Consider the following 19,781-nt stretch of genomic DNA (forward strand, 5'->3'; position numbering starts at 1 on the left):
TCACTATAGACTTATTTTAGAAATTTTAGAAAGTATATTATCAATTTGCTTTATATCGTCGTCTACATTTATATCATATCCCATTTCCTTTGCTTGTGTAGAAAGTTTTTGTAGGATCTCCTTTTCATCCTTAAATCCAACTATATTTAAATAACTTATTATTCCTATAGCCTCTTCTTTTATTCTTGAGTTTCCAACGCTATCAATGTGAGTAAGGATAGTATTAATTCCAAGTTCAAGATCCTTCCTTATCTTTCTCATTCTTTTTATGATTCTCATAACTCTATCCATGTCCATCTGTGGAATTGCACTTAGATTTTCTAGCTCGTTTAAGTATGTGGAATGGTCTTCTATCAACGTCTCGAAATGAGTTAATGCTATATTAACTTGAGTGTCACTATCGTTCATTATACTACCCTCAGTGTGACAGTACTATTATCTTCTAAACCAAGTTTGAGCATATCTGAAGGATTTGCCCATACTTCTATATCTTGTAGCCCATCTTGAGAAATTACCTTTAATCTTAGTCTTTTTCCTTTCACTGAAATTTCTACTTCATTTTTAATATTCATTTGTGAAACTAATTTATTTGAAATTATTATGGTTCCCTCATCAACTTCCGGCTTCTTTCTAACTTTAACTCTCTTTTCTTTTGGAGGTTCTCTTTCTCTATTTTTAAGTGCGGAAGCAGGTGGAATGACACTAACTAATGATTTTATATCTACTTTTTTCTCATTTTGAGAATTATCCTGACTCATCGCTTGATCCCTTTGGTATTATTTCTTCACCACTAAATAACTTCTCCAAAGTATTAATTAATTCCTCTTCTTTTACTCTAATTTGATTCCAAGTATCTCTATCTCTTATAGTAACTGTATTATCTTGTAACGTCTGCGGGTCTACAGTTATAGCATAAGGAATACCTATCTCATCCGCTCTGGCATATCTTTTACCTATACTGCCACTATCATCAAATATTGCATCGAATTTTTCTTTAACTTTGTTATAAATTTCCCTTGCTCTACTAATTAATTCTTCTCTTTCAAGTAGCGGAAATACAGCTACTTCATAAGGAGCTATTTCTCTCGGTAATGACAATACTATTCTATCCTTCTTTTCTCTGTAAGCATTCAGTACTGAGATGTATAAGCACCTCTCTACTCCAAAAGATGGTTCTACCACGTGTGGAATGAATCTCTTGCCAGATTCCTTTTCTTCTCTTTCTGTTACAGTTACATATTCTTTAATTTCCTTTCCATCAATTTTTTCATCAAGAATTTTTTCGACTTCTTCGGGTTTTAATGATGATATCCTTTTCATTAACTCTTTAACGAAATCCTTGCTCTCTTTATTTAATTTATCCTTATTTATAATTACTATTTTCTTTTTAATAATCTTAGGCTGATCATATTTTTTAAATACTGATAAATCTTGTCCACTAAACTTGGAATGTCTTGAAAGATCGTAATCTCCTCTATAGGCATGGCCGGAAATTTCGACTTTATCTTCTCCTACTATAACCATTTGATCGAAAGTTTGGCTAGAATAATGAGCTCTCTCTGAAGGAAGTTTTTCTTCAAAGTAAACCCTTTCAAGTGGTACACCTAGCTTCCTTACAAATTTATTAGCAGTAGCCATCCAATAAGCCATCCAAGGATTTATAACGATCTTCTCGTCTACGAGCTCCTTTACCTTAAAAGTTGACGGTTTATCTCCTTTTATTTTAGCTTCAGCAGGTAATACGTTGATTTTGTCTTCAGAAAATTTATCTAAAGGAACGTTTTCTGTATCTTCAGGATCCATGAAAAATTCTATTTCCATTATCGTGAACTCCCTCATTCTTATTAAGCCCTGTCTCGGCGAGATTTCATTTCTTGCTACTCTACCTACTTGTGCTATTCCTAAAGGCAATTTTTCCCTTGTAGATTCGTAAACTCTCTTGAATGAAGTAAACATTCCTTGTGCGGTTTCTGGCCTTAAAAATCCAGTACTTCCAGTGTATGGGCCAATATTAGTTGAGAATAGTAAATTAAAATATCTAACATCTCCTAAATCTCCACCACAAACGGGACATTTTATATTCTTTTCTCTTATTAAATTTGTAAGTTCCTCAGCTTTTAACCCTTCAGCATTAATTTTTAAAACTTCCTCTACTAAGTGGTCGGCCCTAAATACTCTATGGCACTTGCTACACTCGACTATAGGATCAGTGAAATTTTCAAGGTGACCGCTTGCTTCAAAAACTTTCTTTGGTGTTATCATTGGTGTCTCTATTTCTACAACAAAATCACTATTCTCTTCAACGAAGATCTTTCTCCATAACTGTACTATTTTATTCTTTATCCTAGTTCCTATAGGTCCTATGTCGTATAATCCTCCTACTCCTCCGTAGATTTCATATGATGGCCAAAAAATTCCTCTCCTTTTTGCAAGTTCTATAACTTTTTCCTCGCTCACATAACCCAATTATTGTATTAAGCTTATAAACCTCATTACAACCGTTATATGCATGAGCGATGCAAGACTGCTTTACTTGAACGATGTAAGTAGGAAATTTGCAGGTTTTAATAAAGAAAATTCTCCTTTTGTAATACTGGGAATTCCAATGGACATAACAAGTAGTTATAGACCCGGTAGTCGTTTTGCACCATCTGCTATAAGAGATGCTGCACAATACATCGAATTTTACTCCTTAAGGACAGGAATTGACATGGGAGAGGTAGGATTTAACGATATAGGCGATGTAGCTTTACACCCTTCAAATGTTGAGGAGAATGTAAAAAGAATATCTGATGTAGTAAGCTATTTTTCAGAAAAAGGTAAAATAGTAGTATCGATTGGAGGAGAGCATACTATAACGGTTGGCACGGCCAGTGGTACAAGCGCTGATTGTGTAATAAGTTTTGATGCACATTTAGATCTAAGAGACGATTATTTAGGATATAAATACGACCATGCATGCGTAATGAGAAGATTAAGTGAAAAAGGAATAAAAATCATGGAAATAGGCAATAGAGCTGTTAGTAAAGAAGAATTAGAATATGCAAGAAAAGCAGGAGTCCCATTTATAACATCTTGGGATGTAGAACTATTAGGCTATAAGGAGGTGGCTAGAAAGATTATTAATTTCACTGAAGAATGTAAAAGAATATACATAACATACGATATGGATTCTATAGACCCATCTTATGCACCCGGTGTAGCTACTCCTGAGCCTGAAGGATTAAAACCCACTACAATTCTAGATATAGTAAAATTAATTGCGGATAAAAGAATAGTTGGTTTCGATATAGTAGAAGTATCTCCTCCCTTCGATCCTTCTGGAATCACATCAGTATTAGCTGCAAAAATTATAATGGAGACGAGTGCAATAATAAAATCTAAATTGCCTTAATTACCTTGATAGTTGGTTTTCTTATCATGTATATTATGTTATACCCACAGTATGGGCATCTAACTCCAGGTAAAACTTTTAATTTATCATCATCAAAAGTTTTCCAACACCTACCACACCTATATTTGTCCATAACAAAAGCTTATCTTTAAGAAGTTTTAAATTTAATGTGGATAGAAAAGCTCAAAAAGGAGTTTTTATAATTCTTAATTAGAAACATGGCAGACAACTTGTGTGGAGGACTTCCACCAGATATATGTGAACAATTAAATAAAGAAGAACAATTTATAAAAATAAAGTTAGAGAAAAGACGTTATGGTAAAGAAGTTACTGTAATAGAAGGGATAAGTAGTAATGATGCTGACTTAAAAAAGATAGCTTCAGAACTTAAGTCAAAATTAGCTGCAGGAGGCACGGTAAAAAATGGGAGAATTGAAATACAAGGAGATCATAGAGAAAAAGTTAAGGACATTTTAGTAAAATTAGGATTTCCAGCAGAAAATATAATGGTAATAGAATAAATAAAAATAAATTTTAAGATTATAAAAGTTATTGATTTTGTATTTCTATTTTTAATTCTTGAATAAGTTCCTTATATCTATTTCTTACGGTTACTTCTGTAACTCCAGCTACTTGAGCTATTTCTTTTTGTGTCCTTCTCTCATCATTCATTAATGCAGCAATGTAGATTGCTGCTGCAGCTAAACCTGCAGGATCTTTCCCTGCAGTTAAACCGGCATTCTTAGCTTTTTCTAAGATCTCCGCAGCTAGTTTCATTGTAGCGCCGCTAAGTCCTAATAAAGATCCTATTCTAGTTACATAATCCTTAGGATCCGATACTGGTACTTCCACATTTAGCTCTCTTAGTAATAACCTATAACATCTAGCTACTTCTTTTCTATTTGCCTTGGTATATTGGGCAATCTCATCTAAAGTCCTTGCAATTTTAATTCTCCTACAAGAAGCATAAATGGATGCGGCAACAACGCTTTCTATTGATCTTCCTCTAACTAAGCCCTTTTCTACTGCTTTCCTATATATTAATGCAGCTTCATCTTTAACAGATTTAGGCAAACCTAATAAATTACCAATTCTTTCCAATTCATTCATTGCTTGAGCAAGATTCCTGTCAATAGATGATTGAATTCTAGCTCTTATTTGCCACTTTCTCCACCTTAGTACTTCAAGCCTCCTTTTTGGATCTAAATTCCTCCCTATAGCATCCTTATCTTTCCAATCTATAAGTGTGGATAATCCCCTATCATGAATAGTCTGGTTCAGAGGCCCACCAACTCTGCTTCTTTTCTCTTTTTCTTCTGGAGTAAAAGCCCTCCACTCTGGGCCTTGGTCAATAATTCTTTCTTCAATCACTTCTCCCGTTTCTGTACATATGTATTCTCCTCTATCAGCATCAAAAACTATTTTATCTGGAGGGCAAATGTTATCTTGAGGTTTATCACTCATAAGTAGGTCACCTTAAGCTTGAACATTCTCCGAAACCCTTTTAAATCTTTCGATTACATAATTTATAAGTTTTTCCGTCATGTTTTTAATCTATGAATTTCAGATCACGGAAAAAGCTTTTAATATTATATTTAAAAATTTAAATCTTAGCCGGGTCGTCTAGCGGTCAAGGATGGCGGGCTCTGGCCCCGTCGACCAGGGTTCGAATCCCTGCCCGGCTACTTTGGTATTATATAACCTGCAATCCTCGGTTTACCTTGTTTTGCGTTAACATTGACTATTATAAACCTCTTAGGTAATGGCATTTCGTTACTCAGCTCAACATCCACATTACTCCCATTAATCTTTAAGTTAGCCATTACTGATACTCCATCTGCGACTAAATGGTAACTTCCGGACTCGATTTTAGCCCAAGGGAATAGGAAGATTTCTCCTGAGAAACTCTTTACAGTCTTTACTTCGCTCTTAACTAAAAGCAGTGCGTCCCTCATTTCGTCTTCTCTTACATTTCTTAACGCAAAACCTATTCTGATTCCGGTATCTACAGCCTCTTGATCTTCATCAAGAACTTGAATGCTCTTTATCTCAACTTCTTTATTCTGCGGTATAACTTTCAATTTATCATGTACTTTAACTTGAGTATAGGAAAATCCAGTAATTACTACTCCAACACCTTTCACTACGAATGCTTTATCTATATAAACTACTCCCTTATCTTCTTCTTTTCCTTCAAATTCCTCAGGAGTCTGGTGAATAGGGAACTCCTCTAGGGGTAAGCCTTTGAATAATTTTCTTACATCACTTTCTGGCATTTCAGTTATTATTTCTCCTTTACAACCTGCAGATGTAATTAAAAGTGCTAGTTCTCCTTCTGTCCAAGAAGGAACTATAGGCAAATAAAGTACGCAATACGATGAAAGACTAACTGCCTCAGCAGCTTGAAGAATCTTTTCTGGATATTCTGTAGGTACTAGGATTGACCTTATATAATCTCCTTTTTTCCTATAATAAATTCTCAATTTCTCATTTTCATGAAGTTTTCCTAAACTTTCAGCTAATTTTCCTGCCTTTTCCTTGTCTGAAGATAGTACACTTATAATGTTGCCGTAATACAATTATCAACACCGTTATAAACCTTAGTATCATAAATAATATTATGAAATTATCCGTCATCGGCGTAGGGATGAGTTTAATATTTATAGGCTTTGCACTACTCTTCATCTCAGCTTTATCTTGTACAGTCTCTACGCCGAGTACTTCTAGCACTGCTGTAGGAGGACTAGTATTAATAGGTCCTTTCCCAATATTCTTCGGAGTGGGCCCAAAGAATGAATTATTGCCTTTAACAATTTTTGGTATAATTTTCACGGTAATTGCAATAATCTTCTTCATATTAACTTTCTATATGTTCAGGAAATGGAGTCAGAGGCCAGAAATTTAATTTTCTTTTAGCTAAAAATTATGCGAAATGACTAAAAGCGTTTCTAAGCTTAAAATAAAAGGTAAAGAAGTCATTATGATAGAACTTAGAAAGCATGGAATTGATAGCATAATGCTTAACGGAGAAATTAAGGTAGGGGAATACGATGGAGTTGAGTTTGTTAAAAAAGAAGTGAGCGAAGAGAAGATGAAAATAGCTGAAGAGTATTCTTTAAAAGTTAAGGAATTGCTTAACTTATGCCCTTGCATAATTTCCATAGTTTATTCCGATATGTTATATGTAAAATTCTATTACAATTCAGTCGATGTTATTGCATTTATTAGTCAAAACGGTTATACTACTTATAATAAGCAAATTTCTATAGATAAGTCTACCGAGGGAAGAATAAAGGATTGTGCATTAAAATTTCTAGAGATATTAGGAGTAAAGTTGTAGTTTATTATCGTAAAATGTTTTATACTAGAAATATTCGGTTATTGTGTGAAATGGGACGAAAGAAGAGTTAAAATTGTAGAGGAGCTTAAAGCTAAAGGAATTAATCCTTATCCGCAGAAATACGAAATAACTCATACTATACTTCAGATTAGGCAAATAGGCCTTAATAGGCAGGATAAACCTCACGAGCCTTTTATGTTTGATATTTCAACTGCAGGTAGGGTTGCCAATATTAGGAGGCATGGAAAAGCGTCTTTTGTAGACATTTTTGATGAAGGCGAAAGATTACAACTTTATTTAAGGATAAACGAATTAGGCGATAAATATGAAGAGTTCTTTAATTATATTGGAAGAGGCGATATAATAGGAGTAAAAGGAGATTTATTCTATACAGGTAAAGGAGAGCTGACATTACTTGTTAAGAGCTATGAATTGCTAGCAAAGGCACTAATAGAGCCTCCTGATTGGACTAAATTAAGTACGGAATTTAGATACGCTCATAGATACGTTGATTTTCTCTATAATGATAATGCAAGGAAAGCTATGGAGGTAAGATTTAAGACTATAAAGGAAATAAGAGAATATTTAAATTCAAAGGGATTCATAGAAGTCGAAACGCCAATATTACAACCAGTTTATGGCGGTGCGTTAGCAAAACCGTTTAAATCTAAAGTGAATTATCTAAATGAAGAATGGTACCTCAGAATTTCATTAGAGCTCTATTTAAAGAGATTCATAGTCGGCGGATTTGATAAAGTTTTCGAAATAGGTAAAGTGTTCAGAAATGAGGATATAGATGTAACTCATAATCCAGAATTCACTGAGTTGGAACTTTACTGGGCTTATGCAGATTATAACGATATAATGAAACTTACTGAGGATATGTTAAAAACTGTGGCAAGTAAAGTTTTAGGAGACACTAAGCTCAAGTATAAAGTAGCAGATAAGGAATATGAAATAGAACTATCTCAGTTTAGAAAAATTACTATGTTTGATTCGCTAAGTGAAGCCCTCGGTAAAGACGTTGAGAAAATGACAGATGATGAATTAAAAGAGCTAATGAAAAAATATGGTCTTATACCAAGAGGTAACCTTTACGTCAGAGGTTTAATGATTGAAAAATTATTTGATAAATTAGTTACACCCAACTTAATACAACCTACTTTCATAACTGATTACCCAATAGAAACTACACCATTATGTAAGCCTCATAGGTCAAAGCCAGGTTTAGTAGAGAGATTTGAATTATATATTGCTGGAATGGAATTGGCAAACGCCTATACTGAGCTTAACGATCCAATATTACAAGATAAATTATTCAAAGAAGAGCAAGAAATGATGAAAAGAGGAGACGAAGAAGCTCATCCTTATGATAAAGACTTTGTAAGGGCCTTATCTTATGGCATGCCGCCTACTGGAGGTTTAGGTATAGGAATAGATAGGCTAGTAATGCTATTGACGAATAATCAAAGTATAAAAGAAGTAATACCATTCCCAATGCTTAGCGCAAAATTAATTGAAGAAGATTAAGCAGTTATAGATAACATTATTGCATATACTAGCGACATTAAAAGGAAAGCTTGTATGGCCATAGACATTTTTTCACCGTTTTGTGAACTTATCTTTTTAAGTAATTCTGTAAATATTTTCCCTCCATCTGTAATTATTAACGGTGCAGCATTAAATAATGCTAAACTGAAATTTATTATAAACATCCAGGTAACGAAAAGCAAGAACGGTCTTACTGATGGAGGAAAATAGTAAGTTACATAAACTCCTAAGAAATGGTTTTTAGCTTCAGCATGTTTTACTATTGTTGACCCATTTGGTGCTTTTAGTACTATAGTATAATTAGTGCTTTGATTTAGAGCTGTAGTTAGAGAATTGAAAGTATTTGTCCTAATTCCGTTAACAGATAGTATTACATCTCCAGCTTGTATGGATGCGTTATAAGCTGAACTATGAGGTATTACCCCTTCTATAAGTAAACCTTGTGAAAAATATCCGGGCAAAAATATAGCTAGTGGAAAAAATATGCCTGCAAGAATTAGGTTTACTGCTATACCTGCAGCAAGAATTTTTATTTTTGCAGGCAGGCTAGACGCCATAAATTCTTCATCTTCAGGCTCTACAAATGCTCCGGGAAAGATTCCTAAGAGTATGAAACCTCCGCTTTTTACGTTTATTTTATTTGATGTTGCAGATACTGCATGAGATAATTCATGTAAAGTAACTGAAATTCCTAAAGCTAAAAGAATGTAAGGCAAGCATGATAAACTTATAGTAACTCCAGGGATTATTGGTTCTAGCCTTACTGTAGTGGATTGTGGGTGAAAAATTAGGCCAAATATTACATAGTATATCATTGTAATACCTCCAATCATTGCAAGGATTCCTAGGATCATTGCTATTTTTTCATAAATTTTAAACGGCTTTGAGGAGGCTAATCTTGGAAACCATAATGATCGGGTACTCTTTTTCCACATTAAAAATAGAGGATATATAATAAATCCTTTTGGCTCAAGTCTTTTTCTAAAAGCTAAGATAAGCCCCCAAAATATTACAAAGCCTATTGCAAAGGTGTAAAGGGAAATATCCATAAGAGTTTAACTTATCTAAGAACTATAAATCAATTGTGGAAATAGAGTATACAGAAGAGCAGTGGAAGTTATTTAATGAAAAGAGAAAAAGGGCAAAAGAAATCCTAGAAACCTTATATTACAAAGGTATTAAGGGATATGCCTATGGATCTATTGCTAGGGGAGATGTTAAAAAGACTAGTGATATTGATATTATCGTTTTTGAACCTAATATATTAGAACTTGATTTACTTGAAGCTGACCATAAATATATAATACAAGCTACACCAATATCAACTCCTAAGGCTTATATTTCATTAAATCCTGAGGAAACTGAAGTAATATCTTTTCCATTATCAAAACTTAAAAAAGATGAAGAGGAATTTTACTATTTTGGCGGATTAGTTAGCCTAGAGGATATAATAAATGGCGTTAGAAAGCCGGGTATAAATAAGGAATTAAAGCTTATTATACCAAATAAGAATGGTCATGACGAAATTCCACTTAAAGGAAATGAAGACTATGCTACTAGGTTACTTAAGATTTCCATAGCAACTATTAATGAGAGAGAAAAGCTGTTGATGAAAAGAGAGGACAAAGGTAGAACTGGCGTTTTCTTGAAATATGAATTAGCCGCTAACGAAAATTTTGAGGAAGCAATAAGAGAATTAAGTAGGAGAAATAAATTCTTTAGAAGGGTTCTAAATGATTCAAGGTAAGATAGGAGATCTGGAATTAAAAGTTGTAGATATAAAACAAACTCATATAAAGGAACTTTTCTATTTTAAGTTATACTTAGGAGACAAGCTAGTAGGATATTGCAACTATTTTTCTGGAAGGGATTATTATCCAGATTGGCTGGAAATAGATTATTATCCGTGGTTAAGGGACGTAGGTTTAGAGGAAGAGTTCTTCAAAAAGATATACAATTTCCTATCCAAAAGAGGTAGGCTATTTGTGACGTATGATAAGGATAAGGAAACTTTAGATATGATAATGAAAGGTTATTCTGCTGTAGATACTCCTTTAGGTTTTTCTTTGTTAAAAGCAGGATTCACGTGGTTCAAAGTTTGGTACTTTCCTGAAGGAGGCAATGAAGGAAGTCCAAAGATACAAGCTAATAAGCCTTTGAACGAAAGTGTAGCTCTTAAGGAATTGGAGGAGTTATTAGAAGATGTTAAAAATGAGAAAGTTAAAGACTGGATAAATGCTAAAAGGAAATCCAGAAATTTCATTGTATAATAGAGATTTACCATTAGGATGTAAATATTGTAGATTAGGAAGTAAACTAGTCGTGTTCATTACTGGAGAATGCGGTGACTCGTGTTATTATTGCCCAGTAAGTGAGGAAAGATTTGGTAAAGATGTTATGTATGCTAATGAAAAGAAAACCGAGAGTTTTCAAGATTTTATATATGAAGCATATAAGATGAATGCACTAGGTGCAGGAATTACGGGTGGAGATCCTATTTTACATTTGGATAAGGTAGTAAAATTGATAGAGATTTTAAAGTCTGAATTTGGAGAGGACTTTCATATTCATCTTTATACATCTGGCAGGTATGTAAATTATGACGCTTTATTTGCTCTCCAGAGAGCAGGACTTGATGAAATACGTTTTCATCCAGTTAGAAAGGAATATCTTAGAGCAGTGGAAAAGGCATTGAATTTTTCATTTGATGTTGGTTTAGAGGTTCCAGCAATACCTGGAGAGGAAGAATATCTTAATTTTTTAATAAAGTGGGCTGAAGAGCATAAAGTTAAGTTTATTAATATAAACGAATTAGAGATAACTGAAAGAAATTTTTACAATTTAAATTCAAAAGGCATAACAATTACCCATGGATTAGCAGGTGGAAAAGGAAGCTTCGAGCTAGCGTTAAAAGTACTTGAAGTAAATGTAGATTCTAAATTGGACATACATTATTGTAGTTCAGTATATAAGGACGTGGTAGAAACTAGAACGAGGTTCCTAAGGACTATAAGATATTATTCTAAGCCTTATGAAAAATATAGTGGAGAAGGTACCATAATAAAGGCTTTTGTAAGAACAAACGCAGATCTATCAGATTATGGCGAGAAAACCTCTAATGGATTTTACATTTCTCCAGAGTTTGTTGATGAGGTAATATCAAAATATAATCCCGATGAAGTCAGAATTGTGGAGGAACTCCCTTATGGCTTGAAAATATCCGATAAATTAATTTATTCTAAATCTAAGAATTGCTAGTATTCCTGCGAAATTTTTTACTTGGAAGTATATGGGAGAGTCTCTAGGTATTATGTGAACTTTTCCTCCTCTTTTCTCTACTTCTTCCATTATATTTTGCACCTCTTCGTTTTCAGTTACCATATCTTCTATTACAAGTAAGGAATCTACGGCTCCATATTCTGAAGCTTTTCTTGTTTCATCAATTCCATAAGCTATTAATCCAGAATCCTTATTTAGTAACATTAATGCCTTATCCAGGTCTTTTTCCGATTGAGAAATTTCGTAATCTCTCATTATTTGATCTATTATATCTCTTTTTAATACTTCATTTAATCCAGCTTCTGTAGCAGAAGATACTGAGTCCATGTAAACTTTTACTTTAGTATTCAAGTGTTTTCTTACAATCTCCTTAAACGGGCCTGGGCCGGCTATTAGCACAGCATCTATATTATTATAACTATTTAGGTAGTTTTCAATTTCTTTTGCGACTTCTCTCGCATTATCTTCTATAATTCCCTCTTCTTTTGTTGGCGTAGATAAGCTCTTTTCCGCAAGTATTTTTATGCCTTGAATCATAGGTATTGCTATTAAGTATTCGTCAAAATCGACAAGGGCTATTAATACTCTATTTTTCTTTTCAGCTTGTTTGTAAATTCTATCTAAAACACTTTTATTCCATTTTTCCTTTATAATTATTATCTCATCTCCTATATCAAGGTTTATTGTATGATGTGCACCTTTTATGCTATATCTTTCTGGAGCATCGAGTATTATCCCATGAATTCTTAACCTTGTAGTGAAGGCTTGGAATTCTGTATATTCTACTTGTAGCTCTATAATCATCGAAACTCTTTTTCCTTCATTTCCCATGCTTACATCTCTAGAAGTCCTTGCTATTACTTTATCTCCCTTATTTAGGATCATGTGTAAAGTCCACAGATCATCCTCGTCCTCTACATGAACTTTCATTGTGCCTTTTTTCTCATCGAATTCCAATACTTTCATTATCTACTCTAATTTAATCATTTTGTGGTAATTATAACTGATGCAACTGAAGACGATCTGCAACAAATTTATGAGATAGAAGTGGAAAGCTTTGATAACCCTTATCCTTACTCTTTACTAAAGGCATATCTATATATAGCAGATGGATTATATCTAGTTGTCAAGGAAGACGGTAAAATTTTAGGCTATGTAATAGGTATTATACAATTTAAAATAAGAGGGCATATAGTTTCTATAGCTGTACGAAAAAGTTATAGAAATAAAGGAATAGGCAAACTCTTGATTAACGAGATTGAAAGGAGATTTAAACTAGGCCATTGCAAGTACTCATATTTAGAAGTCATGACTACAAATAAAGACGCATTCTACTTCTATGTTCACAATGGATATTTTCCATTATTTGTGAGAAAAAATTATTATGGTAGAGGAAAACATGCGTTCGTTATGGTTAAGGATTTATATTCTAGAAAAGGGTTGGAGTAATTATTAATCTTTGAAATTTTATAAAGAATATATGATAGGATGCTTTTACATTTTAGACTTTTCATATGATGTAGAAGAGGGTAAGCCAGTAATTTATATATGGGCTATTGATAAGGAAGGAAATAGGGTAGCAGTCCTAGAGAAGAATTTTAGACCATATTTTTATGCAATCTTAGACGATACAGTTGACCCAGATAAAGTAACAGAAGATATAAAACGATTAAGCATATCTCAATCCCCAATTACCAGTGTAAAATTAGAGGAAAGAAAATATTATGGCAATCCAGTAAAAGTTCTGAGAATAGAAACAGTAATTCCTGCATATGTAAGAACTTATAGAGATAAAGTAGCTAAAATAAAAGGAGTAAAAGAGGTAGTAGAAGCAGATATAAGATTTTACATGAGGTATTCCATAGATCACGACTTAAAGCCTTTCCATTGGTTCAAAGCGGAAGTAGAGGAAATTCAAGATCCCAAACTTAGAGTTAAAAAAGTATATGAATTAAAAAAGATTATTCAGATTTATGAAGATAAGCCACCAGAATTGAGAGTTATGGCCTTTGATATTGAAGTATACAATAAGTACGGTTCTCCAAATCCAAGGAGGGATCCAGTGATAATAATTGGCGTATGGACTAGTAATGGCGGAAAGCAATTTGTTATGAAGGATGACGATCTGGAAATTATTAGAGAGTTTGCAAAATTTGTTTTGGACTATGATCCAGATATAATATTAGGGTATAATTCTAATGGCTTTGATTGGCCATATTTACTTGAAAGAGTTAATAGCAGAGGTGTAAAGTTAGATATAGGTAGAAAAGTAAATTCAGAACCTTCACAAGGAACCTATGGACACTATTCCGTAGTTGGAAGATTAAACGTTGATTTACTTGGATTTGCAAGCAGCATTGCAGAAGTGAAAGTTAAGAGCTTAGATAATATAGCTGATTATCTAGGAGTAGTTAAAAAGACTGAGAGAGTCAACCTTGAATGGTATCAAATTCCAGAATATTGGTCCGATCCATCAAAAAGGGATATTCTTTTGAGATATAATATGGATGATGTAAGATCTACGTATTTGCTTAAGGATGTGTTCTTACCCTTTGGAGAACAATTGACCATGATTACCGGATTGCCATTAGACCAACTTTCTATGGCAAGCGTAGGTTATAGAGTAGAATGGCTTTTAATGAGAGAGGCATATAAATTTAGCGAAATAATACCAAATAGAGTTGAAAGAGAATACGAAAGCTATAAAGGAGGGCTGGTAATTTCCCCCGCACCTGGGATACATGAAGATGTTTACGTGCTTGACTTCTCATCAATGTACCCTTCAATAATGATAAAATATAACATTGGCCCAGATACGCTAGTTAAAGGTGAATGCGAGGATTGCTGGGTTGCTCCAGAAGTTGGCCATAAATTTAGGAAATCTCCTGACGGATTTTATAAGAGGATTTTACAGAAGCTAGTAGAGGAAAGAAAAGCAGTAAAATCAAAAATACCAATAGAAAAAGATGAATATGAAAGGAGAAGACTAAACGAAAGACAAAGAGCATTAAAAGTTATGGCTAATGCTTTTTATGGATACATGGGATGGTTAGGTGCTAGGTGGTATAGTAAAGAAGGTGCAGAAGCAGTAACAGCGTGGGGTAGGGAAATTATATCTTCTGTGGCTAAACTGGTGGAGGAGCGTGGTTTCAAAGTAATTTACGGAGATACTGACTCAGTATTCATAAAAGGATCTGGAAATGTAGATTCATTGATTAATGAGATAATGAATAAATTTGGATTAGAAATAAAGATTGATAAAATATATAAAAAGATATTCTTTACAGAAAATAAAAAACGTTATGCCGGAATTACCGAGGATGGAAAAATAGATATTGTAGGTTTTGAAGCCGTAAGAGGTGATTGGTGCGATTTAGCTAAGGATCTACAGAGGAGAGTTATTGAGAAAATACTAACATCTGGAGTAGATGAAGCAGTGAAACTTGTAAGAGATGTTATTATGAAAATAAGGAGAAAAGAAGTGCCAATACAAGATTTAGTAATTTGGAAATCTTTAGACAAAAGCCTTGAGGAATATGAAGTAGACGCACCCCACGTAACTGCTGCAAAGAAAGCTATGAAAGCAGGTTACGTGATATTTAAGGGTGGGAAAATAGGCTATGTTATAGTTAAGGGAAGCGGAAAAATTTCTGAAAGAGCAGAACCATACTTCATGGTTAATGATATTAATAGAATAGATATTGACTATTATATAGATAAACAAATTGTTCCTTCTGCCATGAGAATTCTAGAGCAGTTCGGAATAAAAGAAAATACGTTAAAAAATACTAGCTTTGATATCTTGAATTTCTTTAAGAAGTGAGAATATCAGACATTGTGAGTATTTTTACATTATCTAAACTCTTGTTTATTCCTCCTATTCTAACTCCTACTAGTAGCTTAACCTTTTTAGAAGCTGCAAGCTCTAATAATCTTTGCGTAATTACTCCATCAAATACTATGTAAGCAACCTTGTTTTCGCTCATTGCCTCTAGTTTAGGTATTATATCTCTAACTTGAACTTTCTCTACTGGATTCCAATTTTCATCAAACATTATTCCTTCTAATGTTCCTGGCAACTTCTTTATTTCCTCTAATGCTGAAGGAGGAATCTGTATTTCTACCTCTTTAGGAGGCTGAATTACTGTTACAGTCTCTTCTGGCGTTTTAACTACAACTTGAGGAGTTTCTTGTTGTTTCTTTAGATATTGCGATATTGGAACCATGTTAGATAACGCCTTAGCTATTTCCTTTCCAGTTAATTCCTCGACTTCTCTACCTTGTGGAGCTCTGGCCACGTAATCTATTTTAACATTAGCATTAAGTAATTCCTTAAGTATCAGATCTCCTCCATGATCTCCGTCTAAAAACGCTATTACCGTATTCTTTTGCTTGCTTAGGTCTATTATACTTTGAGGAATTTTACCACTTGCTCCTTCTACTGCTACAGTATTTCTATATCCGTATCTTAATAAATTGATAACATCAGCTCTTCCTTCTACAATTATTAAGTTTGGATCAGTAAGAACATCTGGTCCTGCTGGTAACTTTTCTGGTCCGAATTCAGTAATTTCTCCAGTTTTAACTGCACTACTAATTTCATTAAGTACCTCCTTAATATCAAGAGTCTTCTCCTTGCTCCAATTTGTTAATATTTCCTTAGCTCTATCAATAATTTTCTTTAATTTCTCAGCTCTAATATCTTGGATTTCTTTGAGTTCAAATTTTGCTGGATAAGGACCTATTTTCTCTACACTCTCCACCATCGATGCTATTAGTGCTGTCTCTATTCTGTCTAAATTTGATGGTATTTCTATAGTTCCTTTTGTTTTTCCACCTTTAGTTTCCATTTCCACTACTATTCTTCCTAATCTACCTTTGTCTTGTAATTCTCTTAAATCAAATTCTTCCCCAAATAAATTTTCAGTTTGCCCGAATATGGCACCAATAACGTCCGGTTTATCAACTATTCCCTCGGTTTCAAAATATAGTTTAATTATATACTTCATGAGTTTCACCTTGAAACATTTTTTGAAATCTTAGATACTAATTCTTCATATTCTGGGGTGTTTAACTTTTTCCTTATTGGTTCTAGTATCTCATTTAACTTTCTTGCAGTTGCCATTTTTAAGTCCATTGGATGCAACTTCCCTTCTGCGAACGCTTTCTCAAGCTCTTCATAGCTATTAAACTCTATATCTCCACCATATTTTATATCTCTCTCAACTTTTAGCTTGTTAACATTAGTAAATATAATATATTTATTAATCTGTAATATGGGATTAAGTTCAACTACTCTGCTAGGGCAATAAGCACGCATAATTTTTGCTGTAACTTCCTCTGGTGAGTCATTTATAAATATCGCATTCTCAGGCTTTGATTTGCTCATTTTTATTTCAGAAAGCAAGTCGTCTTCCTCTACATTGCCCATTCTTTGTCCTCCTTTTAGCCCTACGAGAAGTGGAGTATGAATTGCTATAACCTTTTTCCTATGAAACTTTTCTGCTATTTCTCTAGCTAGCATATGGGCTTTCCTTTGATCGGTACCACCTAATGCGATATCAACATCAAGGTAAAATATGTCACTTACTTGCATTGCGGGATAAAACAGTTTTGACGTATCTAACTCTGCTTCGTCAGACTTTCTCCCCATTATTGTTAATGCTCTTTTCATTCTAGCTAATGTAGTATTTTTAGCAACCTTTAGTACTAATTCCCAATACACTTTATCCTTTACCATATCCTCTGCATCGACTACGTTAATTTTACTCATATCTAAACCGTATGCAGAAAGTACATCAATTGCGTATTTTCCCGCTAATTTAATAAGCTCCATATCTCCGTTCAACTTATCATTTATCCAAGCGTGCCATGTAGCCATTAAAAGCGTCATATTTACTCCAGCATTACTTAGGTCCTTTACTTTTTGTGCCCATATTAGCCAACCTATGTGAAATAGTCCACTAGGCTCAAAGCCAATATATCCCTTTAATTTTTCATTGTTTTCTAACTTCTTTTTAAGATCGTCTAGTGTTACAATTTCTTCCACATTCCTAGTTATTAGTGAAAGCTTATCTTCCAAATAATCATCCCCAAATCTAAAAGGAAAGAAGTGAATAAAAAGTACTATTCTTCTAGAAGTTCTTTCAAAAATATTACTATAGGATGGGAATTACCTAGTTTAGATTTTAAGTCTTCGAAAATGAAATCAAGGTCTAAGTCCGCATTTAGTATTCTCTTTATTAGAATTTCTGTAAATAAATACGAGTTTGTAACTGTTTTCTCATCTATCTCTTCATCTTCTTCTTCATTATCCTGAAATAACTTAAACTTTTCATTAGCAGATTGGGGTCTTAATAATGATTTTAAGTAGTCATCTACTACTTCTTCCACGCATTTTCTGTCTTCGCACATATTTAATTTATATATACTAGGCCCGTTTAATGGAGGCAATTTGATCAAGATATAAATTACGAATAGCTGGTAAAAAAATCACTATTCTCCCATAACTTTTACATTAACAGTCCTAACTCTAGGCCCGTCAAATTCTAACAATATTATTCTCTGCCAAGTCCCTAAATCCAATTTTCCTCCTTTAACTGGTACTACTCTAGAGTTTCCTATTATGGAAGATATTATATGTGCATGCCCATTATTATCAATTATATTATGGTTAAATTTTCCTTCTGGAGGAACAAGTTTCTTTGCCCACTCTAAGTAATCGGTCATTAGCCCTTTCTCAGCTTCGTTAACTATTACTGCACAAGTTGTATGTTTTACGAAAATGTATGCAATTCCGCTATCTATACTTTTTGCAGCGTCTTCAACATTATCAGTGATATCTATGCTCTCGAATCTTTCATTTGTTTTTACTTTAAACTCTTTCTCAAAAATCTTCATATGCATTTTAAGTTAACTAGTGAATATAAGCAATCATGGTTGATCTAGAAGGAATAGCTAGAAGATTGCAGAAAGACGAAGCTAGAAAAGAGATAATAAAATGGCTAGAATTTTATAAGGGTAAAAGAGATATTAACGAAAGGATAGCTGATAGTATAATAACCGAAGTGGAAAATTCTAAGAAAGCCTCAATTTATGAGCCAGTATTATCTGGAATAAAAGCAGGAGATGCAGGCTTAGGCTCTAGAGGCATTGGTGACCATATAATTCATCAGAAAATTTTGGAGATAGCAGGTAAGAAGGAATTTGAAGACGCTGGAATTGCAGATGACATAATAGCCTCAATAGACGGGATTCATTCTAGGTTATCGTATTTCCCATTTTTAGCCGGTTTTCATGCAACTAAGGCTACTTTAAGAGATATAATGGTGAAAGGTGCAGAACCTTTAGGGGTTATTGTAGATATACATTTGGCAGATGATGCAGACGTTTCATATCTTCTAGATTTTGAGGCAGGAGTTACAACTGTTACAGATTTTTTAGGAGTCCCTATCTTAGCAGGTAGTACATTAAGAATTGGTGGAGATTTAGTTTTAGGAGAAAGGATAAGCGGAGGGGTAGGAGCAATAGGAAAGCTTAAGTCAAAGTTTTTTGCAAGGCATAACGTTAGAGAGGGAATGAAAATAGTAATGACTCAAGGAAACGGTGGCGGAACTATTTCTGCCACAGCTATATACTATGGATTTCCAGAAGTGATTGAAGAAACATTAAGTTTAGATGAGCTAGTTACTTGCAAGATTATCTCAAATAATCCAAGTATAGCCGAATCCATGACTGACGTAACTAACGGTGGATTAAGAATGGATGCCATAGAAATTTCAGAAGCCAATAAGTTGTCATTTATAATAGACTCTGAGAAATTCCTACATCTTATAAATCCTAAGGTTTTAAAAATGCTTAATGAACTGCAAATAGATCCTTTCGGAATTTCTATAGATTCTATCTTAATATTCACTAATAATGAAGATAAGGTTTTAGAATTACTGAACAAGAATAAAATTAAAGCCGATGTAATTGGTTATGTTACTACCTATAAAGGCTATCCGATATTAACAGAAGATGGTAAAAGATTGGAAGCAAGATTTAGGGAAAGCCCTTATACTCCAGTTAAGAAAGTTATAGGCAATTATTCTCCTTATACTATAGACGATATTGAGAAACACTTATCTAACGCAGTAAAGTTTTCGAAGATAAGAAAGGAAAACGTATTGAAAAATTTAAAAAGCCATTTTGCATAGAACATCCAGTCGATATTAT

23 protein-coding genes and 1 tRNA gene are annotated in these 19,781 nt (G+C 33.6%); 12 read left to right on the forward strand and 12 right to left on the reverse strand.

The features are described 5' to 3' along the window. Positions 1-3: 3 nt before the first annotated feature. From D1867_RS04890 to glyS, 3 genes are read right to left on the reverse strand one after another with little or no spacing between them, the layout of a single operon-like run. Entirely contained in the window at positions 4-408 is a 405-nt protein-coding gene (locus D1867_RS04890) for a hypothetical protein (RefSeq protein WP_155863035.1), read from the reverse strand. Then, on the reverse strand, positions 408-758 hold the full coding sequence (locus D1867_RS04895; RefSeq protein ID WP_155863036.1) for a hypothetical protein: 351 nt from the start codon (positions 756-758) through the stop codon (positions 408-410). Before D1867_RS04895 ends, D1867_RS04890 begins: the two co-directional genes overlap by 1 nt. Next, positions 745-2,457, reverse strand: coding sequence for a glycine--tRNA ligase (gene glyS, locus D1867_RS04900; protein WP_338077964.1), 1,713 nt, complete (start codon positions 2,455-2,457; stop codon positions 745-747). Before glyS ends, D1867_RS04895 begins: the two co-directional genes overlap by 14 nt. 52 nt (positions 2,458-2,509) lie before the next feature. Here glyS and speB point away from each other — a divergent pair, with 52 nt between their 5' ends. After that, entirely contained in the window at positions 2,510-3,394 is an 885-nt protein-coding gene (speB, locus tag D1867_RS04905; protein ID WP_155863038.1) for an agmatinase, read from the forward strand. On the opposite strand, the gene D1867_RS04910 is transcribed toward speB, so the two are convergent. Further along, positions 3,381-3,527 carry a DNA-directed RNA polymerase subunit P gene (locus tag D1867_RS04910; RefSeq protein ID WP_013775486.1) on the reverse strand — a complete coding sequence of 49 codons (147 nt, stop codon included), beginning with the start codon at positions 3,525-3,527 and terminating at the stop codon, positions 3,381-3,383. The two genes, speB and D1867_RS04910, sit on opposite strands and share 14 nt — an antisense overlap. Positions 3,528-3,612: 85 nt before the next feature. Here D1867_RS04910 and yciH point away from each other — a divergent pair, with 85 nt between their 5' ends. Beyond that, positions 3,613-3,915: a stress response translation initiation inhibitor YciH gene (gene yciH, locus D1867_RS04915; protein ID WP_152939917.1), complete on the forward strand. Its 303-nt coding sequence runs from the start codon at positions 3,613-3,615 to the stop codon at positions 3,913-3,915. A 28-nt stretch (positions 3,916-3,943) separates the two neighbouring features. On the opposite strand, the gene D1867_RS04920 is transcribed toward yciH, so the two are convergent. Continuing rightward, complete coding sequence (locus tag D1867_RS04920) at positions 3,944-4,858, reverse strand: transcription initiation factor IIB (RefSeq protein WP_013775484.1); 915 nt, start codon at positions 4,856-4,858, stop codon at positions 3,944-3,946. Positions 4,859-5,006: 148 nt separating this feature from the next. Here D1867_RS04920 and D1867_RS04925 point away from each other — a divergent pair. Beyond that, positions 5,007-5,079, forward strand: a tRNA-Gln gene (locus D1867_RS04925). On the opposite strand, the gene D1867_RS04930 is transcribed toward D1867_RS04925, so the two are convergent. Further along, complete coding sequence (locus tag D1867_RS04930) at positions 5,077-5,973, reverse strand: translation elongation factor (protein ID WP_155863039.1); 897 nt, start codon at positions 5,971-5,973, stop codon at positions 5,077-5,079. The genes D1867_RS04925 and D1867_RS04930 overlap by 3 nt on opposite strands. A gap of 41 nt (positions 5,974-6,014) precedes the next feature. Here D1867_RS04930 and D1867_RS04935 point away from each other — a divergent pair, with 41 nt between their 5' ends. From D1867_RS04935 to lysS, 3 genes are read left to right on the forward strand one after another with little or no spacing between them, the layout of a single operon-like run. Further along, a complete protein-coding gene (locus D1867_RS04935; protein WP_240872161.1) occupies positions 6,015-6,299 on the forward strand; it encodes a TIGR00304 family membrane protein in 285 nt (94 codons plus the stop codon). Between the two features lie 27 nt (positions 6,300-6,326). Further along, positions 6,327-6,734 carry a hypothetical protein gene (locus tag D1867_RS04940; protein WP_155863040.1) on the forward strand — a complete coding sequence of 136 codons (408 nt, stop codon included), beginning with the start codon at positions 6,327-6,329 and terminating at the stop codon, positions 6,732-6,734. 45 nt (positions 6,735-6,779) lie between these two features. Then, entirely contained in the window at positions 6,780-8,264 is a 1,485-nt protein-coding gene (gene lysS / locus D1867_RS04945; protein ID WP_338077965.1) for a lysine--tRNA ligase, read from the forward strand. On the opposite strand, the gene D1867_RS04950 is transcribed toward lysS, so the two are convergent. Continuing rightward, positions 8,261-9,334 (reverse strand): site-2 protease family protein, encoded by a 1,074-nt coding sequence (locus D1867_RS04950; RefSeq protein ID WP_155863041.1) that lies wholly within the window; start codon positions 9,332-9,334, stop codon positions 8,261-8,263. The two genes, lysS and D1867_RS04950, sit on opposite strands and share 4 nt — an antisense overlap. A gap of 35 nt (positions 9,335-9,369) precedes the next feature. Between D1867_RS04950 and D1867_RS04955 the strand changes: the two genes are divergently transcribed. From D1867_RS04955 to D1867_RS04965, 3 genes are read left to right on the forward strand one after another with little or no spacing between them, the layout of a single operon-like run. Then, on the forward strand, positions 9,370-10,032 hold the full coding sequence (locus D1867_RS04955; RefSeq protein WP_338077966.1) for a nucleotidyltransferase domain-containing protein: 663 nt from the start codon (positions 9,370-9,372) through the stop codon (positions 10,030-10,032). Then, positions 10,019-10,555, forward strand: coding sequence for a DUF1122 family protein (locus tag D1867_RS04960; RefSeq protein ID WP_155863042.1), 537 nt, complete (start codon positions 10,019-10,021; stop codon positions 10,553-10,555). The genes D1867_RS04955 and D1867_RS04960 overlap by 14 nt, the downstream gene beginning before the upstream one ends. Then, a complete protein-coding gene (locus D1867_RS04965; protein WP_155863043.1) occupies positions 10,521-11,543 on the forward strand; it encodes a radical SAM protein in 1,023 nt (340 codons plus the stop codon). The genes D1867_RS04960 and D1867_RS04965 overlap by 35 nt, the downstream gene beginning before the upstream one ends. On the opposite strand, the gene D1867_RS04970 is transcribed toward D1867_RS04965, so the two are convergent. After that, positions 11,514-12,530: an mRNA surveillance protein pelota gene (locus tag D1867_RS04970; protein WP_155863044.1), complete on the reverse strand. Its 1,017-nt coding sequence runs from the start codon at positions 12,528-12,530 to the stop codon at positions 11,514-11,516. The two genes, D1867_RS04965 and D1867_RS04970, sit on opposite strands and share 30 nt — an antisense overlap. A 24-nt stretch (positions 12,531-12,554) precedes the next feature. Between D1867_RS04970 and D1867_RS04975 the strand changes: the two genes are divergently transcribed. Continuing rightward, on the forward strand, positions 12,555-13,013 hold the full coding sequence (locus D1867_RS04975) for a GNAT family N-acetyltransferase (RefSeq protein ID WP_338077967.1): 459 nt from the start codon (positions 12,555-12,557) through the stop codon (positions 13,011-13,013). Between the two features lie 31 nt (positions 13,014-13,044). Next, the gene (locus D1867_RS04980) at positions 13,045-15,387 is read left to right on the forward strand and encodes a DNA-directed DNA polymerase (RefSeq protein WP_155863045.1); all 2,343 of its coding nucleotides are present in this window, start codon (positions 13,045-13,047) and stop codon (positions 15,385-15,387) included. On the opposite strand, the gene dnaG is transcribed toward D1867_RS04980, so the two are convergent. Genes dnaG through D1867_RS05000 form a run of 4 tightly spaced genes read right to left on the reverse strand, consistent with a single transcriptional unit; the run spans position 15,377 to position 18,464 of the window. Beyond that, positions 15,377-16,573, reverse strand: a complete 1,197-nt coding sequence (gene dnaG, locus D1867_RS04985; RefSeq protein ID WP_155863046.1) for a DNA primase DnaG — start codon at positions 16,571-16,573, stop codon at positions 15,377-15,379. The genes D1867_RS04980 and dnaG overlap by 11 nt on opposite strands. A 5-nt stretch (positions 16,574-16,578) precedes the next feature. Beyond that, positions 16,579-17,646, reverse strand: coding sequence for a tyrosine--tRNA ligase (locus D1867_RS04990; protein ID WP_155863047.1), 1,068 nt, complete (start codon positions 17,644-17,646; stop codon positions 16,579-16,581). Between the two features lie 44 nt (positions 17,647-17,690). After that, positions 17,691-18,026: a hypothetical protein gene (locus tag D1867_RS04995; protein ID WP_240872163.1), complete on the reverse strand. Its 336-nt coding sequence runs from the start codon at positions 18,024-18,026 to the stop codon at positions 17,691-17,693. Positions 18,027-18,059: 33 nt separating this feature from the next. Beyond that, positions 18,060-18,464 carry a secondary thiamine-phosphate synthase enzyme YjbQ gene (locus tag D1867_RS05000; protein ID WP_170283900.1) on the reverse strand — a complete coding sequence of 135 codons (405 nt, stop codon included), beginning with the start codon at positions 18,462-18,464 and terminating at the stop codon, positions 18,060-18,062. 35 nt (positions 18,465-18,499) lie between these two features. Between D1867_RS05000 and D1867_RS05005 the strand changes: the two genes are divergently transcribed. Then, positions 18,500-19,762 carry an AIR synthase-related protein gene (locus D1867_RS05005; RefSeq protein ID WP_155863049.1) on the forward strand — a complete coding sequence of 421 codons (1,263 nt, stop codon included), beginning with the start codon at positions 18,500-18,502 and terminating at the stop codon, positions 19,760-19,762. Positions 19,763-19,781: the final 19 nt, after the last annotated feature.

This window comes from Acidianus infernus (genome assembly GCF_009729545.1).
Taxonomy (GTDB): domain Archaea; phylum Thermoproteota; class Thermoprotei_A; order Sulfolobales; family Sulfolobaceae; genus Acidianus; species Acidianus infernus.

What these genes read in the sequence shown, in the direction of transcription:
- D1867_RS05005 (WP_155863049.1), top strand. Translation starts at nt 18,500, where the DNA reads ATGGTTGATCTAGAAGGAATAGCTAGAAGATTGCAGAAAGACGAAGCT.
- speB (WP_155863038.1), top strand. Translation starts at nt 2,510, where the DNA reads ATGAGCGATGCAAGACTGCTTTACTTGAACGATGTAAGTAGGAAATTT.
- D1867_RS04970 (WP_155863044.1), bottom strand. Translation starts at nt 12,530, where the DNA reads ATGAAAGTATTGGAATTCGATGAGAAAAAAGGCACAATGAAAGTTCAT.
- D1867_RS04890 (WP_155863035.1), bottom strand. Translation starts at nt 408, where the DNA reads ATGAACGATAGTGACACTCAAGTTAATATAGCATTAACTCATTTCGAG.
- yciH (WP_152939917.1), top strand. Translation starts at nt 3,613, where the DNA reads ATGGCAGACAACTTGTGTGGAGGACTTCCACCAGATATATGTGAACAA.
- D1867_RS04960 (WP_155863042.1), top strand. Translation starts at nt 10,019, where the DNA reads ATGATTCAAGGTAAGATAGGAGATCTGGAATTAAAAGTTGTAGATATA.
- D1867_RS04935 (WP_240872161.1), top strand. Translation starts at nt 6,015, where the DNA reads ATGAAATTATCCGTCATCGGCGTAGGGATGAGTTTAATATTTATAGGC.
- D1867_RS04980 (WP_155863045.1), top strand. Translation starts at nt 13,045, where the DNA reads ATGATAGGATGCTTTTACATTTTAGACTTTTCATATGATGTAGAAGAG.
- D1867_RS04950 (WP_155863041.1), bottom strand. Translation starts at nt 9,334, where the DNA reads ATGGATATTTCCCTTTACACCTTTGCAATAGGCTTTGTAATATTTTGG.
- D1867_RS04940 (WP_155863040.1), top strand. Translation starts at nt 6,327, where the DNA reads ATGACTAAAAGCGTTTCTAAGCTTAAAATAAAAGGTAAAGAAGTCATT.
- D1867_RS04895 (WP_155863036.1), bottom strand. Translation starts at nt 758, where the DNA reads ATGAGTCAGGATAATTCTCAAAATGAGAAAAAAGTAGATATAAAATCA.
- D1867_RS04965 (WP_155863043.1), top strand. Translation starts at nt 10,521, where the DNA reads ATGCTAAAAGGAAATCCAGAAATTTCATTGTATAATAGAGATTTACCA.
- dnaG (WP_155863046.1), bottom strand. Translation starts at nt 16,573, where the DNA reads ATGAAGTATATAATTAAACTATATTTTGAAACCGAGGGAATAGTTGAT.
- D1867_RS05000 (WP_170283900.1), bottom strand. Translation starts at nt 18,464, where the DNA reads ATGAAGATTTTTGAGAAAGAGTTTAAAGTAAAAACAAATGAAAGATTC.
- D1867_RS04920 (WP_013775484.1), bottom strand. Translation starts at nt 4,858, where the DNA reads ATGAGTGATAAACCTCAAGATAACATTTGCCCTCCAGATAAAATAGTT.
- D1867_RS04910 (WP_013775486.1), bottom strand. Translation starts at nt 3,527, where the DNA reads ATGGACAAATATAGGTGTGGTAGGTGTTGGAAAACTTTTGATGATGAT.